Here is a 14,359-nt window from a genome sequence, read left to right as displayed (position 1 = left end):
AGCAGACAAAGAAATGGTCATGCCAGGCGATAACGTGTCGATCACCGTCAAGCTGATCAACCCGATCGCGATGGAAGAAGGTCTGCGCTTCGCTATCCGCGAAGGCGGCCGTACCGTCGGCGCTGGTGTTGTTGCAAAAATCCTGGCTTAATTCTTAAGCCTGCATAAAAGAAGACGCGTCGTCGCCCGGCGCCCTTCTTTTTATTCAACTGCCGGGGCTGGCAAGCATTTTGGTGCTATCATGTCGACCCTGACGGTTGTTGCGTCAGAAATTCCCGTATGACCTCATTGCCGTGCAGACCGCGCGGTTCGTTCTTTTAAGGAAATATCATGTCGGCACCAAACCAAAAAATCCGTATCCGCCTGAAGGCTTTCGATTACAAACTGATCGACCAGTCCGCTCTGGAAATCGTTGAAACCGCGAAGCGCACCGGCGCTGTCGTCAAAGGCCCAGTACCACTGCCTACCCGTATTCAGCGTTTCGATGTGCTGCGTTCCCCGCACGTCAACAAAACTTCGCGCGATCAGTTCGAGATCCGTACGCACCAACGCCTGATGGACATCGTTGACCCAACAGACAAAACCGTTGACGCGCTGATGAAGCTGGACCTGCCAGCTGGTGTTGATGTCGAAATCAAACTGCAATAATAGTTTCAAGGGCGGCTGACAATACCGTAGCATCAGGTGTTGACAGCTGTTCCAGGCCGGCGGGGTGTCCCGCTGCCTGATGATGGGGCCGGGCCTGCTCACGATCGTGAGTGCGCCCGGCCCCATTGCTATTGGTGCATGCCCAACACGGGCGGACCCGGCGCATGTGTGCAAAATCGCTTTACAGTGCCGCGGGCGGCCGATAAAGTTGCTGCATGCTTAATGCCCTCGATACTCACCTGTTAAATGCGACGCCCCGTCAACGCTTGCGCGGCTGGCCGCGCTTCCTGACCGAATTTTTGTATTTCGGCATCAAGGAGGCGAGGTCGTGCCTGTTCGTCGGGCTGTTTTTTGCTGCCGTGTTCCTGGTGCCGCGCGCCGGCCTGTTCGGCCTGCCGCGCTATGACGTGCTGCTGCTGGCGGCACTGGCGATCCAGGGCGCGATGCTGTGGAGCGGATTGGAAACGTGGGATGAACTGAAAGCCATCTGCCTGTTTCATGCGGTCGGCTTTGCGCTGGAGGTGTTCAAGGTGTCGGGCACGATCCAGTCGTGGAGTTATCCCGACTTTGCCTACAGCAAGGTGTTCGGCGTCCCCCTGTTTTCCGGCTTCATGTATGCGGCCGTCGGCAGCTACATCATCCAGACCTGGCGCCTGCTCGACATGCGGATCCGCCACCATCCGCCGTACTGGATGGCGGTGCTGATCGCGCTGCTGATCTACGCCAACTTCTTCACGCATCACTACATCGGCGATTACCGCTGGTACCTGGCTGCCTGCGCGCTGGGCTTGTATGCGCGCACCACCGTGGTGTTCCGCCCGCTCGACCGCGACCGCAGCATGCCCTTGCTGCTCGGTTTCGTGCTGGTCGGCTTCTTTATCTGGCTGGCTGAAAACATCAGCACCTTCTGGGGCGTGTGGCGCTATCCGAACCAGCTTGGCGCCTGGTCGGTGGTGCATGTCAGCAAATGGAGTTCATGGTCGCTGCTGGTGGTGATGACGTTCACCATCGTGGCCCACCTCAAGCACATCAAGGCCAGCATCCACGTCGCCCAGCCGTAGGCCGGGCTCCGGGAGTTGCTTATTGCAGGCTGGCCGCGACGGCTTCAAAGCGTGCACCCAGCGCCGCCTGCGGGCCGCCTTGCAGCTGTCTGGCGTACTGGCGCAGCACTTCCGCCGAATACGTGCGCGAGGCGGGCGAAAGCTTCGGCAGCAGCGGCAGCACGCGTTCCAGATAGCCCGTGCCTTCCTGCCATTTGCCTTGCGCGGCCAGCGCCGACGCCAGTTCCACCATGCGACGGCCGACGCGCGCATCGCTGCGTGGCTGCGCCGTTTCTTCCGTGGCCAGCGCTTGCCGGTACAGCTGCTCCGCTTCGGCATTCTTGCCCTGCAAGCGCTTGACGCGGCCCAGGTTGTACTGGCGCTGCGAGAGGATATCCGCGCTGGCCCCGGCTTGCTCGGCGCTCTGCAGCGCTTTTACGCAAGCCAGCTCTGCTTCGCCAAACTGGCCTTTGAGTTCGGCCGCGTTGCAGGCGTCTTGCTGTTCATTGGAGGTGGTGATCGTCGCTGGCGCCGCACAGGCGGCCAGCAGGCTGACAGCGCATAGCAAACTGATGGTATGGGTCTTCATAGTCTCCTCGGACGGGTGTCAAACACGGTGTATCGGTGGAGTCATGCCATGATAAATATACTATAAGTTTTTTGGGGCTGGGCGGCTTTTCGCCGGCGCGCGGCAAGGCGCGCGATTGACGCCGCTTGCGTGCTTCAGGGATACTCCGGGTCTGTCCATTAATGCGTGCCGCCGCCATGTCCAAGACTGTCCTGATCGTGGAAGATGAACAGGCGATTGCCGACAGCATCGCCTATGCCTTGCGCACGGACGGCTTTACGCCGCGCCATGTGATGTTGGGCGAGCACGCCCTGGCCGCGCTGCGTCCAACGCCCGGCGAAGCCGCACAGATGCCCGTTCTGGTGGTGCTCGACGTGGGCTTGCCCGACATGAGCGGGCTGGAAGTGTGCCGCCGGCTGCGCCAGTTTTCCGAGGTGCCGGTGATCTTCCTGACGGCCCGCAGCGACGAGATCGACCGCATCGTCGGCCTGGAAATCGGCGCCGATGATTACGTCACCAAACCGTTTTCGCCGCGCGAACTGGTGGCGCGCATCCGCGTCATCCTACGCCGCGCCGGCGTCGTTCAGGTGCCCCGCGAGACTGGCATGACGATAGCCGCTGCCATGACCGTGCCGGCACGCTTTGAATTGCGCGCGCTGGAGGCGAAAGTGCTATTTCACGGCCAGCCGCTGGACCTGACCCGCTATGAATACCTGCTGTTGAAAACCCTGCTCGAGCATCCGGGCCACGTGCTGTCGCGCGCGCAGCTGATGGAGCGCGTGTGGAGCGGTGCGCCCGACACGCTCGAGCGTACCGTCGATGCGCATGTCAAATCCTTGCGCGCCAAGCTGCGCGCCGTCGATGCGCAGGTCGACCCGATCCACACCCACCGTGGCCTCGGCTACAGCCTGGCTGGCGCATGAAGATCGGCCTGCGCATCCTGCTCGGCTACTTCCTGATCGTCGGCCTGGCCGCGTGGTTCCTGCTGAATGTCTTCATGGAGCAGGTCAAGCCCGGCGTGCGCTCGACCCTGGAAGACACGCTGGTCGATACCTCGCAACTGCTGGCCAGCCTGGTGGCGCCCGACCTGAAGGCGGGCACGCTGGCGCAGTCGCCTGTGGCCGAACGCATGCAGGATTACGCGCGCCATGGCGTGGACGTCAATATCAATGGCGTGCGCAAGCGCACGCTCGATTACCGTATCACCATCACGGACCGGCACGGCATCGTGCTGTTCGATTCCAGCGGGCGCGACGTGGGGCGCGACTATTCGCGCTGGAATGACGTGTATCTCACCTTGCAGGGCAAGTATGGTGCGCGCAGCACGCGCAGCCGGCCTGATGACGAGATGTCGACGGTGATGCACGTGGCCGCGCCGATTCGCGACGGCAATGAGGTGATCGGCGTGCTGACGGTGGCCAAGCCGAATGCCAGCGTGCAAGCATTTGTCGAGCGCAGCCAGCGCAAGATACTGCAGCGTGGCGCCGTGCTGTTGCTGCTGTCGCTGCTGATCGGCCTGGCATTCGCCTGGTGGCTGCACCATGCGCTGGGCAAGCTGATGCATTACATCGGCGACGTGGAGGCAGGCCGCAAGGTGGCGCTGCCGGCGCTGGGCAAGAACGAGATCGGCACCCTGGGGCGCGCCCTCGAGGCGATGCGCACGCGCCTGGAGGGCAAGGAATATGTGGAGCAATTGATGCACACGCTGGCGCATGAATTGAAAAGCCCGATCGCCGCCATCCAGGCCTCGGCCGAGCTGCTGCAGGAAGACATGCCGCCGGCCGAGCGCCGCCGCTTCCTGGCCAGTATCCTGGAACAGAATGCGCGCCAGCGGCAACTGATCGACAAGCTGCTGGCCCTCGTGCGCGTGGAAAAGCAGCAGCGCCTGGATAACCCCGAGCGCATCGCGCTGGCGCCCCTGCTGGCGCAAGTGGCGCAGGACGCGGCCGCCACCCTGGCGGCGCGCGGCGTGCGCCTGCAGCTGCAGGCCGACGAGGCGAATGTGGCCGGGGATGCCCTGCTGCTGCGCCAGGCGCTGGGTAACTTGCTCGACAACGCGGTCGGCTTTGCGCCACCGGGCAGCTGCATCGACCTGACGGCGCGGCGCCAGGGCATCCGAGTGGAAATTGCCGTGCGCGACCGGGGCGAGGGCATCCCCGCGTATGCGATCGAGCGCGTTTTCGAGCGCTTTTATTCTTTGCCGCGCCCGAGCGCCGGCAAGAGCACGGGTCTGGGCCTGCCCTTTGTGCGCGAAGTGGCTTCCCTGCACGGCGGCACGGTCGAGGTGCTCAATCATGCGGAAGGCGGCGCCTGCGCGCGCCTGTGCCTGCCAATAGCCTAGCGCTTTTTATTTGCCGGCTTCACACGGACTGCATCGTCAGCGCATACAGCTTTTTTACACTGGCCACCTTACTTCAAGGATGCGCCATGCAAAAAACTCTCTTAGTCAAAGCGTTGATCGTGTTCGGCCTGATGCTGCTGATCGGCCTGCCTTTGCTGATGATTCAGGAAACGATCAAGGAGCGGATGGAATTCCGCCAGGAAGCCGTCAACAGCATCGCCGCCGATTCGGTGCGCGAACAAACCATCATCGGCCCCATTCTGGTGATTCCCTATACGGAGCAGTATGAAGAGCGCGTGGAGGTGGCCAAGGGCGATGACAAGGAAGTGAAGTTACCCGTGCGCACGGAGTTGCTGCGTCGCACGGTGCAGCGCCGCTTGCTCGTGTATCCGAACGACCTGCAGATCAACGGCAATATCGAGACGGACCGCCGCTACCGCGGCATCCACCAGGTGCTGGTCTACAGCGGCCAGCACGCCTTCAAGGGTGACTTCACGGTGCCGGCCAGCAGCCAGCTGCCGCGCAAGTCGCCGGACTCGCGCGTGACCGTCGGTGCGCCTTTCGTGGCCTTGTCCATCGAGGACGTGCGCGGCATCCGCAATATCCCGAAAATCGACTGGGGCGGACAAAAGATCGAGTTCGAGCAGGGTACCGACCTGTTGGCCTTCCGCAGCGGCCTGCACGCGCCGCTGGGTGCCATGCCACTGGCGGCGCAGCAGCAGGTGCGCTTCAGCTTTGACCTGGGCCTCGATGGCATCGAACGCCAGCACTTCGTGCCGGTGGCCAAGAACAGCCAGATCCAGATCAAGTCGAACTGGCCCCATCCGCAATTTGGCGGGCGCTTCCTGCCGTCGCCGAAGAATCGCCAGATCGATGCCAGTGGTTTCAATGTGGCGTGGAATATCTCGTCGCTGGCCACCAATGCGCAAACGCAGCTAAGCTCCATCGAGGGGGAATTCAAGGTGCCCGACAGTGCGCCGCTGGGCCAGGTGGACCGCTTCAGTGTCGGTTTCATCGAGCCGGTGAACGTGTATTCGCAATCGGACCGGGCCACGAAATATGGCTTGCTGTTCGTGGCGCTGACCTTTGCCGCCTTCTTCATCTTTGAAATTTTGAAGAGCCTGCCGATCCACCCGGTGCAGTATTTGCTGGTGGGCCTGTCGCTGGTGATCTTCTTCCTGCTGCTGGTGGGGCTGGCCGAGCACATCGCCTTCCTCGCCGCCTATCTGGCCGCCAGCGCCGCCTGTATCGCCCTGACCAGCTTCTATCTGGTGCACGTGCTGCACAACATGTGGCGCGGCATCGGCTTCGGCGTGGCCCTGACCTTGCTGTATGGCACCCTGTATGGCTTGCTCAGCTCGGAAAACAACGCGCTGGTGATGGGCAGCATTCTGTTGTTCGCCGTGCTGGCCGTCATCATGGTGGCAACGCGCAAGGTGGACTGGTATCAGATTGGGAAGGGAGTGCCGCAAGAGTAGGGGCTATGCGGGCGCCATGCGCCACGATGCTTGCAGCCAGCCCGGACGGTGATGTGTCCGGGCTGTTTTTTTTGGTGGGACACGGGCGGCACCGATAATTGGTAGTTGGTTGGTATTGTTTACGGTATTCTATTGGCATTGCTTTTTAAGTAATGGCGGGCGCCGCGGCGTCTGCCCGGGGCGGTGCGAGGATGGCGTGTCGTCCTGGTTGTTCTTCCATCTGATAAAACGGAGATGAAATATGATCAAGAAAACGATGGCTTTCCTGTTTGCGCTGGGCCTGAGCGCCTCGTATGCGTTTGCTGCCGGCGATGTCACGCAGTGCTACAGCGAGTGCGGACAGAAAGTGGCCAATTGCCGGGCGCACCTCGGTGGCAGCCCCATCTGCGAGGACTTGTACGGGCATTGCCTGAGCAACTGCCAGCAGTAAGCTTCCCGGGCATCGCGCCCGGGATGGGGAAGGGCAGGGGGCGCACGCCGCGGCGCGCCCTGTATGTTTCTGGCATCACCCGCCAGGGCGCATGCCGCCGTGCTTTGCGTCCGTCTAATTGCCTTGCGGCAGCGTTTTTCAGGCCCGCCGACAACTCCCGCAGGGGCGTCGCGCAACACTTTGACATACCTCGTGTTAACTTGTTGCGTCAAGGGTTTTTGTGCTATATACTAGCCGGCTTCGGTATGGATTCGTCTTTTTTGAGTCCTACGTTACTTTGTAGTTAAACAAGCCCCGCCCAATCGCAGGTGGGAATGGAGAAAAAATGAGCCTAGGCCTTCTCGGTCGCAAGGTTGGTATGATGCGCATTTTCACGGATGAAGGGGATTCGATCCCGGTCACCGTGTTGGACGTATCGAACAACCGTGTTGCGCAAATCAAAACCCCTGAAACAGATGGTTACTCCGCTGTTCAGGTCGCATTCGGTCAACGTCGCGCTTCCCGCGTGACCAAAGCTGTTGCTGGTCATCACGCTAAAGCTGGCGTTGAAGCCGGTACTCTGTTGAAAGAGTTCCGTGTCGACGCTGCTAAAGCCGCTGAACTGAAAGCTGGCGATGTTGTCGCTGCTTCCCTGTTCGAAGTCGGTCAAAAGATCGACGTGCAAGGCGTTACCATCGGTAAAGGCTATGCAGGCGTTATCAAACGTTACCACTTCGCTTCTGGCCGTGCAACGCACGGTAACTCGCGTTCGCACAACGTTCCAGGTTCCATCGGTATGGCACAAGATCCAGGTCGCGTTTTCCCTGGTAAGCGCATGACCGGTCATCTGGGTGACGTTAACCGTACGATCCAGAACCTCGTGATCGCCCGTATCGATGCCGACCGTCAGCTGTTGCTGGTCAAAGGTGCGATTCCAGGTGCGAAAAATGGCCAGGTAGTTGTCTCGCCAGCCATCAAAACCAAAGCCAAGAAGGGAGCTTAAACGATGGAACTCAAGCTTCTGAATGCGCAAGGTCAAGCCGCCTCGAACGTTGCTGCAGCCGATACGATTTTCGGCCGTGACTACAATGAAGCGCTGATCCACCAAGTCGTCATCGCTTATCAAGCGAATGCACGTAGTGGTAACCGCAAGCAAAAAGACCGTGAAGAAGTTCACCACACGACGAAAAAGCCATGGCGCCAAAAAGGTACCGGCCGCGCTCGTGCTGGTATGTCGTCGTCGCCACTGTGGCGCGGCGGTGGTCGGATTTTCCCGAACTCGCCTGACGAAAACTTCACCCACAAAGTGAACAAAAAAATGTATCGCGCAGGTATCTGCTCGATCCTGTCGCAGCTGGCTCGCGAAGAGCGCCTGATCGTCATCGACGATCTGACGATCGACGCGCCAAAAACCAAGCTGTTGTCGCAAAAATTGAACGGCCTGGGCTTTGATTCGGTTCTGATCATCACCGACGTTCTGAACGAAAACCTGGAACTGGCATCGCGCAACCTGCCTAACGTACTCGTCGTTGAGCCACGTCACGCAGACCCGATGTCCCTGGTGTTCTACAAGAAGATCCTGGTCACCAAAGCTGCATTGGCCAAGATTGAGGAGATGCTGGCATGAGCGCGATTTTGAAACATAGCGAAGAACGCTTGATGAAGGTGCTGTTGGCGCCCGTGATTTCCGAAAAGGCCACCATGGTCGCGGAAAAGAACGAGCAAATTGTATTCCGCGTACTGCCGGATGCAACCAAGCCTGAAATCAAGGCAGCGGTCGAACTGCTGTTCAAGGTTGAAGTTCTGTCCGTGCAAACTGCAAACCGCGAAGGTAAGCAAAAACGCACCGGCAAGTTCAACGGTCGTCGTAACCATACCAAGCGTGCTTTCGTGTGCCTGAAGCCTGGCCAGGAAATCAACTTCTCCGAGGAGGCTGCATAATGGCACTCGTTAAGATGAAACCAACCTCGCCAGGCCGTCGCGGCATGGTGAAGGTGGTGAATGCCGACCTGTACAAAGGTCGTCCGTTCGCTGCCCTGGTTGAAAAGAAATCCAAGACCGCTGGTCGTAACAACAACGGTCACATCACCACCCGTCATATCGGTGGTGGTCATAAGCAACACTATCGCTTGATCGACTTCAAGCGCACCAAAGATGGTATTCCAGCGAAAGTGGAACGTATCGAATACGATCCAAACCGCACCGCGAATATCGCTCTGTTGTGCTACGCCGACGGCGAACGTCACTACATCATCGCAACCAAAGGCATGGCCGTTGGCGACAGCGTGATGAACGGTTCGGAAGCACCGATCAAATCGGGTAACTGCTTGCCAATCCGTAACATCCCAGTCGGTACCGTGATGCATTGCGTCGAAATGCTGCCAGGTAAAGGTGCCCAAATGGCACGTACCGCTGGCGCTGGCGTTGTGCTGATGGCACGTGAAGGTACCTACGCTCAAGTGCGTCTGCGCTCGGGTGAAGTACGTCGCGTGCACATCGAGTGCCGTGCAACGGTTGGTGAAGTCGGCAATGCCGAGCACAGCCTGCGTAAAATCGGTAAAGCTGGTGCGATGCGCTGGCGCGGTGTTCGTCCTACCGTTCGCGGTGTGGTCATGAACCCGGTCGATCACCCGCACGGTGGTGGTGAAGGTAAAACAGCAGCTGGTCGTCATCCAGTTTCGCCTTGGGGCCAACAGACTAAGGGTAAGAAAACACGCAGCAACAAGCGTACTACTTCCATGATCGTCTCGCGCCGCGGCAAGAAATAAGGGGTAGCACATGACACGTTCATTGAAAAAAGGGCCGTTCTGTGACGCCCACCTGGTGAAAAAAGTTGAAGCCGCGCAAGCAGCCAAAGACAAAAAGCCAATCAAAACCTGGTCGCGTCGTTCGACAATCATGCCTGACTTTATCGGCCTGACGATCGCGGTTCATAACGGCAAGCTGCACGTGCCGGTTTATGTTTCCGAAAACATGGTTGGTCACAAGCTCGGCGAATTCGCACTGACCCGTACGTTCAAGGGCCATGCAGCTGACAAAAAGGCTAAGAAATAATGGAAACTAAAGCTATCCTCAAAGGTGTGCGCCTGTCGGACCAAAAGGGCCGCCTGGTTGCTGACCTGATCCGTGGCAAGAAAGTTGACGCTGCACTCAACATCTTGCAATTCAGCCCGAAAAAAGGTGCTGCGATCATCAAACGCGTTCTGGAATCCGCTATTGCGAATGCCGAACACAATGATGGCGCGGACATCGACGAATTGTTCGTGAAAACGATCTACGTCGAAAAGGGCCCGGTCCTGAAGCGCTTCACCGCGCGTGCAAAAGGCCGTGGCGACCGTATTTCGAAACAATCCTGTCACGTTTACGTGACTGTCGGTAACTAAGGAGCCACGATGGGTCAGAAAATTCATCCAACCGGTTTCCGTCTGGCGGTCACCCGTAACTGGGCTTCGCGCTGGTATGCAGGCAACGGTAATTTCGCTGCCATGCTGAACGAAGACTTGAAAGCACGTGCTTACCTGAAAAAGAAACTGAAGAACGCTTCCGTTGGCCGCATCGTTATCGAGCGCCCAGCCAAGAACGCGCGCTTCACGATCTACAGCTCGCGTCCAGGCGTGGTCATTGGTAAAAAAGGCGAAGACATCGAAGTACTGAAGTCGGCGCTGACCAAGATCATGGGCGTACCTGTTCACGTGAACATCGAAGAAATTCGCAAGCCAGAAATCGACTCGCAACTGATCGCCGATTCGATCGCTCAGCAGCTGGAAAAACGGATCATGTTCCGCCGCGCCATGAAGCGTGCAATGCAAAATGCAATGCGCCTGGGTGCTCTCGGTATCAAGATCATGTCGTCCGGCCGTCTGAACGGTATCGAAATCGCGCGTAAAGAGTGGTACCGCGAAGGCCGCGTGCCTCTGCATACCCTGCGCGCCGATATCGACTACGGTACCAGCGAAGCGTCGACCACCTACGGCATCATCGGTGTCAAGGTGTGGGTATACAAAGGTGACCGCGCGCCTAACGGCGATGCACCAGTCATCGATACCCCAGCTGACGAGAAGAAAAGCCGCGGCCCACGCCGTGACGATGGCAAGCCAGCTGGCCGTCCACGTCCAGCCGGTGCCGGTGCGAAACCATCCACAGCACCAGGTGCACGTGTGCGTACCGCCGCTAAACCGGCCGCCGCAGCAGCACCAGCTGAGAAAGCAGGAGAATAATCATGCTGCAACCAGCACGCAGAAAGTATCGTAAAGAGCAGAAAGGCCGTAATACCGGTATTTCGCACAGCCGCGGCACCGCCGTGTCGTTTGGCGAATTCGGTCTGAAGGCAGTTGCGCGCGGTCGTATCACTGCGCGTCAAATTGAAGCGGCGCGTCGTGCAATGACGCGTCACATCAAGCGCGGTGGCCGTATCTGGATCCGTATTTTCCCGGACAAACCGATTTCGAACAAACCAGCTGAAGTCCGTATGGGTAACGGTAAAGGTAATCCTGAGTACTACGTCGCTGAAATTCAGCCAGGCAAAGTACTGTATGAAATGGATGGCGTTGATGAAGCGCTGGCACGGGAAGCATTCCGTCTTGCCGCCGCTAAACTGCCACTGGCGACGACGTTTGTCATCCGCCAAGTCGGCCAATAATTGGAGTTGTATATGAAAGCATCTGAACTCCGCGGCAAGGACCAGCCAGCTCTGCAAAAAGAGCTGAATGACCTGTTGAAGGCACAGTTCGGCCTGCGCATGCAAATCGCTACGCAGCAGCTGAGCAACACTTCGCAGCTCAAGAAGGTACGCCGCGATATCGCGCGTGTGAAGACGGTAATGAATCTGAAGGAAGCCAAATGAACGAACCAGTGAAACAGTCGCTCAAGCGCACGCTGATCGGTAAAGTGGTTTCGGACAAGATGGACAAGACCGTTACCGTTCTGATCGAGCGCCACGTAAAACATCCTTTGTATGGCAAGATCATCATGCGCTCGAACAAGTATCACGCGCATGACGAGACCAACCAAGTCAAGGCCGGTGATACGGTCGAGATCCAGGAAGGTCGCCCGATCTCCAAAACGAAGGCATGGACGGTGACACGTGTGGTTCAAGCCGCACCAACCGTTTAAATAAAAACCACCGTTTCGGCGGTGGGTTTTAATTAGTACTTGCAGGCCCGCAAATTGTATGTAATACTTGCGGGCTTCGTTCATGTAACGCCGCAAAGTGTCTGGCCACAGACAGTAGCATTCGCGGTCAGTTGATGTATGAAGGTCATGCACCCAAACAGTGAAGCCCAGCAGGGCGGCTCTGGCGGGACCAAGACTGACCGTGGGTCTACATTGTGTGGATTCTTCGGCTTAAGTTGGGAAAGAGAATACTATGATTCAAACTGAAAGCCGGCTCGAAGTGGCTGACAATACCGGTGCCAAAGAAGTAATGTGCATCAAGGTATTGGGCGGCTCCAAGCGCCGTTATGCTGGCATTGGCGATGTGATCAAGGTAACCGTTAAGGTTGCTGCGCCACGTGGCCGTGTCAAAAAAGGTGAAATTTATAACGCCGTGGTTGTGCGCACCGCTAAAGGTGTTCGCCGCCAAGACGGTTCCCTGGTGAAGTTCGACGGCAATGCCGCCGTTCTGTTGAACGCCAAGCTGGAACCGATCGGTACCCGTATTTTTGGACCTGTCACGCGCGAACTGCGCACTGAGAAGTTCATGAAAATCGTGTCCCTGGCACCGGAAGTCCTGTAAGGAGTCGTAATGGATAAGATTCGTAAAAACGACGAAGTCATCGTTCTGACCGGGAAAGACAAGGGCAAACGTGGTGTGGTACAGCAGCGTATCGATGCTGAACATATCGTGGTTGACGGCATTAACATCGCTAAAAAAGCGACTAAGCCAAACCCGATGACTGGCGTAACTGGTGGTATCGTCGATAAGACCATGCCAATTCACGTGTCCAACGTTGCATTGTTTAATGCAGCGACTGGCAAGGCAGATCGCGTGGGTTTCAAAGAAGTGGACGGCAAGAAAGTTCGCATCTTTAAATCCTCCGGCGAAGTAGTGAAGGCTTAAGAAATCATGGCACGTCTCCAAGAATTCTATAAAGAAAAAGTCGTTGCCGACCTGACCAGCAAGTTTGGTTACAAGTCGGTAATGGAAGTTCCACGCCTGACCAAGATCACCCTGAACATGGGTGTTGGTGAGGCTATCGCGGATAAAAAAGTTCTCGAGCACGCAGTTGCTGACTTGACCAAGATCGCCGGCCAGAAGCCAGTGACCACCAAGTCCCGCAAAGCGATCGCAGGCTTCAAAATCCGTGAAGGTTACCCGATCGGTACGATGGTCACCCTGCGCGGCGCTCGCATGTACGAGTTCCTGGATCGCTTCATTACCGTGGCTCTGCCGCGCGTACGCGATTTCCGTGGTGTGAACGGCCGTGCATTTGATGGTCGTGGCAACTACAACATCGGTGTCAAGGAACAGATCATTTTCCCTGAAATCGAATACGACAAGATTGACGCGTTGCGCGGTATGAATATCAGCATCACGACAACCGCTAAGACCGATGACGAAGCCAAAGCTTTGCTCGCCGCCTTTAAATTCCCTTTCAGGAACTGATCATGGCCAAACTGTCACTGATTAATCGTGAGATCAAGCGTGCTGACCTGGTGGCGAAATTCGCCCCTAAGCGCGAAGCTCTCAAGGCCATCGTCGATGACCAATCGAAATCGGAAGAAGAGCGCTACGAAGCTCGCCTGAAATTGCAGGCGCTGCCACGTAACTCGAACCCGACGCGTCAACGTAACCGTTGCGCCATCACTGGTCGTCCGCGCGGCACATTCCGTAAATTCGGTCTGGGTCGTATCAAGCTCCGTGAATTCGCCATGCGTGGTGAAATTCCGGGTATGACAAAAGCAAGCTGGTAATAGGAGAATATGCAATGAGTATGAGCGATCCTATCGCCGATATGCTGACCCGCATTCGCAATGCACAAGGCGTGCAAAAGACGACCGTGGCCATGCCATCGTCGAAAGTCAAAATTGCGATTGCCAGCGTCCTGAAGGACGAGGGTTACATTGAAGATTTCGCTGTTGCCGAAGCTGGTGGCAAAGCGGAACTGAAAATCGGTTTGAAGTATTATGTTGGCCGTCCCGTTATTGAGCGCTTGGAGCGCGTGTCCCGTCCGGGTCTGCGCGTCTACAAGGGTAAAGACGAGATCCCTGTTGTGATGAATGGCTTGGGTGTGGCGATCGTGTCGACTCCGCAAGGCGTCATGACTGACCGCAAAGCACGCGCTACCGGTGTCGGCGGCGAAGTTATTTGCTACGTGGCTTAAGGAGTTACACATGTCTCGAGTAGCTAAAATGCCTATCGTAGTGCCAGCTGGCGCCGAAGTCGCCATCTCCGCACAAGCGATCACCGTAAAAGGCCCGCTGGGCGTACTTTCCCAGGCCCTCACCGGCCAGGTCAAAGTGGAAAACAATGCAGGAACCCTGAGTTTCGACGTGGCGAACGACAGCCGCGAAGCCAATGCCATGTCCGGCACGCTGCGCGCACTGGTCAACAACATGGTTGTTGGCGTCACCAAGGGTTTCGAGAAAAAGCTGAACCTGGTAGGCGTGGGTTACAAGGCGCAAGCTCAAGGCGACAAGTTGAATCTGTCCCTGGGTTTCTCGCACCCTGTAGTGCATGACATGCCAGCCGGCGTTACCTGCGCAACACCAACCCCGACCGAGATCCTGATTAAAGGTATCGACCGTCAACAGGTTGGCCAGGTAGCCGCTGAAGTTCGTGCTTACCGCGCTCCTGAGCCTTATAAAGGCAAGGGCGTTCGCTATGCGGACGAAGTGGTTAAGCTTAAAGAAACCAAGAAGAAGTAATTAGGGGCT

At 57.6% G+C, this 14,359-nt stretch carries 23 protein-coding genes and 1 pseudogene; 23 read left to right on the top strand and 1 reads right to left on the bottom strand.

Translation table 11 applies throughout. The annotated features are described in order from the left end of the window. The 3 genes and pseudogenes from O3297_RS24120 to O3297_RS24110 form a co-directional block, all read left to right on the top strand. Nucleotides 1-151: pseudogene (locus O3297_RS24120) on the top strand (elongation factor Tu); the annotation flags it as partial. 179 nt (nt 152-330) lie between these two features. Continuing rightward, nucleotides 331-648 carry a 30S ribosomal protein S10 gene (rpsJ, locus tag O3297_RS24115; protein WP_010394389.1) on the top strand — a complete coding sequence of 106 codons (318 nt, stop codon included), beginning with the start codon at nt 331-333 and terminating at the stop codon, nt 646-648. Between the two features lie 215 nt (nt 649-863). Next, nucleotides 864-1,709, top strand: coding sequence for a DUF817 domain-containing protein (locus tag O3297_RS24110; protein ID WP_034778270.1), 846 nt, complete (start codon nt 864-866; stop codon nt 1,707-1,709). A 19-nt stretch (nt 1,710-1,728) separates the two neighbouring features. Here O3297_RS24110 and O3297_RS24105 read toward each other — a convergent pair whose 3' ends face one another. After that, nucleotides 1,729-2,277, bottom strand: coding sequence for a tetratricopeptide repeat protein (locus tag O3297_RS24105; RefSeq protein ID WP_070259510.1), 549 nt, complete (start codon nt 2,275-2,277; stop codon nt 1,729-1,731). Between the two features lie 176 nt (nt 2,278-2,453). Here O3297_RS24105 and creB point away from each other — a divergent pair, with 176 nt between their 5' ends. The 20 genes from creB (at nt 2,454) to rplF (ending at nt 14,350) form a co-directional block, all read left to right on the top strand. Continuing rightward, complete coding sequence (gene creB, locus O3297_RS24100) at nt 2,454-3,179, top strand: two-component system response regulator CreB (RefSeq protein ID WP_034778498.1); 726 nt, start codon at nt 2,454-2,456, stop codon at nt 3,177-3,179. Continuing rightward, on the top strand, nt 3,176-4,597 hold the full coding sequence (gene creC, locus O3297_RS24095) for a two-component system sensor histidine kinase CreC (protein ID WP_305050468.1): 1,422 nt from the start codon (nt 3,176-3,178) through the stop codon (nt 4,595-4,597). The genes creB and creC overlap by 4 nt, the downstream gene beginning before the upstream one ends. Nucleotides 4,598-4,683: 86 nt before the next feature. Beyond that, the gene (gene creD, locus O3297_RS24090; protein ID WP_305050467.1) at nt 4,684-6,075 is read left to right on the top strand and encodes a cell envelope integrity protein CreD; all 1,392 of its coding nucleotides are present in this window, start codon (nt 4,684-4,686) and stop codon (nt 6,073-6,075) included. Nucleotides 6,076-6,316: 241 nt separating this feature from the next. Further along, nucleotides 6,317-6,505: a hypothetical protein gene (locus O3297_RS24085; protein ID WP_034778275.1), complete on the top strand. Its 189-nt coding sequence runs from the start codon at nt 6,317-6,319 to the stop codon at nt 6,503-6,505. 325 nt (nt 6,506-6,830) lie between these two features. Further along, complete coding sequence (rplC, locus tag O3297_RS24080) at nt 6,831-7,487, top strand: 50S ribosomal protein L3 (protein WP_010394393.1); 657 nt, start codon at nt 6,831-6,833, stop codon at nt 7,485-7,487. Nucleotides 7,488-7,490: 3 nt separating this feature from the next. Beyond that, nucleotides 7,491-8,111 carry a 50S ribosomal protein L4 gene (gene rplD, locus O3297_RS24075; RefSeq protein WP_034753197.1) on the top strand — a complete coding sequence of 207 codons (621 nt, stop codon included), beginning with the start codon at nt 7,491-7,493 and terminating at the stop codon, nt 8,109-8,111. Then, nucleotides 8,108-8,425, top strand: coding sequence for a 50S ribosomal protein L23 (gene rplW, locus O3297_RS24070; RefSeq protein ID WP_010394398.1), 318 nt, complete (start codon nt 8,108-8,110; stop codon nt 8,423-8,425). Before rplD ends, rplW begins: the two co-directional genes overlap by 4 nt. Beyond that, nucleotides 8,425-9,252 carry a 50S ribosomal protein L2 gene (rplB, locus tag O3297_RS24065; protein ID WP_034753198.1) on the top strand — a complete coding sequence of 276 codons (828 nt, stop codon included), beginning with the start codon at nt 8,425-8,427 and terminating at the stop codon, nt 9,250-9,252. The genes rplW and rplB overlap by 1 nt, the downstream gene beginning before the upstream one ends. Nucleotides 9,253-9,262: 10 nt before the next feature. After that, entirely contained in the window at nt 9,263-9,538 is a 276-nt protein-coding gene (gene rpsS / locus O3297_RS24060) for a 30S ribosomal protein S19 (protein ID WP_008444295.1), read from the top strand. Next, the gene (gene rplV, locus O3297_RS24055) at nt 9,535-9,867 is read left to right on the top strand and encodes a 50S ribosomal protein L22 (protein ID WP_170840583.1); all 333 of its coding nucleotides are present in this window, start codon (nt 9,535-9,537) and stop codon (nt 9,865-9,867) included. The genes rpsS and rplV overlap by 4 nt, the downstream gene beginning before the upstream one ends. Before the next feature lie 9 nt (nt 9,868-9,876). Continuing rightward, nucleotides 9,877-10,701, top strand: a complete 825-nt coding sequence (rpsC, locus tag O3297_RS24050; RefSeq protein WP_034753199.1) for a 30S ribosomal protein S3 — start codon at nt 9,877-9,879, stop codon at nt 10,699-10,701. 2 nt (nt 10,702-10,703) lie between these two features. After that, entirely contained in the window at nt 10,704-11,123 is a 420-nt protein-coding gene (rplP, locus tag O3297_RS24045; protein WP_034753201.1) for a 50S ribosomal protein L16, read from the top strand. A gap of 12 nt (nt 11,124-11,135) precedes the next feature. Continuing rightward, nucleotides 11,136-11,327: a 50S ribosomal protein L29 gene (gene rpmC, locus O3297_RS24040; protein WP_010394412.1), complete on the top strand. Its 192-nt coding sequence runs from the start codon at nt 11,136-11,138 to the stop codon at nt 11,325-11,327. Continuing rightward, a complete protein-coding gene (gene rpsQ, locus O3297_RS24035; RefSeq protein ID WP_010394415.1) occupies nt 11,324-11,596 on the top strand; it encodes a 30S ribosomal protein S17 in 273 nt (90 codons plus the stop codon). Before rpmC ends, rpsQ begins: the two co-directional genes overlap by 4 nt. Nucleotides 11,597-11,849: 253 nt before the next feature. Further along, on the top strand, nt 11,850-12,218 hold the full coding sequence (gene rplN, locus O3297_RS24030; RefSeq protein ID WP_008444317.1) for a 50S ribosomal protein L14: 369 nt from the start codon (nt 11,850-11,852) through the stop codon (nt 12,216-12,218). Nucleotides 12,219-12,227: 9 nt separating this feature from the next. Further along, a complete protein-coding gene (rplX, locus tag O3297_RS24025) occupies nt 12,228-12,542 on the top strand; it encodes a 50S ribosomal protein L24 (RefSeq protein WP_034753204.1) in 315 nt (104 codons plus the stop codon). Between the two features lie 6 nt (nt 12,543-12,548). After that, complete coding sequence (gene rplE, locus O3297_RS24020) at nt 12,549-13,088, top strand: 50S ribosomal protein L5 (RefSeq protein WP_010394421.1); 540 nt, start codon at nt 12,549-12,551, stop codon at nt 13,086-13,088. Nucleotides 13,089-13,090: 2 nt separating this feature from the next. After that, entirely contained in the window at nt 13,091-13,396 is a 306-nt protein-coding gene (rpsN, locus tag O3297_RS24015) for a 30S ribosomal protein S14 (protein ID WP_010394423.1), read from the top strand. Nucleotides 13,397-13,410: 14 nt separating this feature from the next. Further along, the gene (rpsH, locus tag O3297_RS24010; RefSeq protein WP_034753208.1) at nt 13,411-13,806 is read left to right on the top strand and encodes a 30S ribosomal protein S8; all 396 of its coding nucleotides are present in this window, start codon (nt 13,411-13,413) and stop codon (nt 13,804-13,806) included. Nucleotides 13,807-13,816: 10 nt separating this feature from the next. Beyond that, the gene (gene rplF / locus O3297_RS24005) at nt 13,817-14,350 is read left to right on the top strand and encodes a 50S ribosomal protein L6 (RefSeq protein ID WP_034778281.1); all 534 of its coding nucleotides are present in this window, start codon (nt 13,817-13,819) and stop codon (nt 14,348-14,350) included. Nucleotides 14,351-14,359: the final 9 nt, after the last annotated feature.

It is taken from the genome of Janthinobacterium sp. SUN128, from assembly GCF_030587275.1.
GTDB lineage: Bacteria > Pseudomonadota > Gammaproteobacteria > Burkholderiales > Burkholderiaceae_D > Janthinobacterium > Janthinobacterium lividum.
Note: the sequence above shows the minus strand (reverse complement) of the source record. Positions and strands in the feature narration are given on the sequence as shown.